This window comes from Thermodesulfatator autotrophicus, from assembly GCF_001642325.1.
Classification (GTDB): Bacteria; Desulfobacterota; Thermodesulfobacteria; order Thermodesulfobacteriales; family Thermodesulfatatoraceae; genus Thermodesulfatator; species Thermodesulfatator autotrophicus.
The window spans coordinates 1-466 of the sequence record NZ_LSFI01000114.1 but is presented as its reverse complement, the minus strand read 5'-3'; the positions used below and the strand labels follow the sequence as shown (position 1 = coordinate 466).

General features: G+C 40.8%; 1 protein-coding gene. It reads right to left on the bottom strand.

Going from position 1 to position 466, the window contains the following annotated elements:
- Positions 1 to 6: 6 nt before the first annotated feature.
- A partial coding sequence (locus TH606_RS11800; RefSeq protein ID WP_082863640.1) for a coiled-coil domain-containing protein occupies positions 7 to 466 on the bottom strand: 460 nt, incomplete at its 5' end.

The following is a 466-nucleotide window of genomic DNA, read 5'->3' as shown; positions in this document are numbered from 1 at the left end:
TGACTGTCAGATAAAGTCTAAACTTTTACACATTAAAACATCCTTGTAAAAATCCTGCTGCTTTCTGAACTTTTCCACTTCCTGAGCCACTTTACCCACCTGAAAAGTAAGCTGATTTATGCTATAAGTTGTCTTATCTATGTGATTATTAACGCTATCAATCCTGGCCGTAAAATCAGAGCGGACTTCGTCTATCCTGACAATCAGGTCTGTATGAACTTTATCTATACGCTTGTTAGTCTCGTCTATTTTGGCGGTTAGCTCCCTTTGTACATCATCTAGGCGCTTGCTGGTCTCGTCTATTCGCTTGTTGGTCTCGTCTATTCTGGCAGTTAGGTCTGAGCGAACACCTTCTATTTTTGCAGAAAGTTCAACTCGCACTTCTTCTATCCGCTTGCTTAAATCCTCACGCACTTCATCTATACGCTTATTAGTCTCATCTATGCGCTTATTGGTCTCATCTATG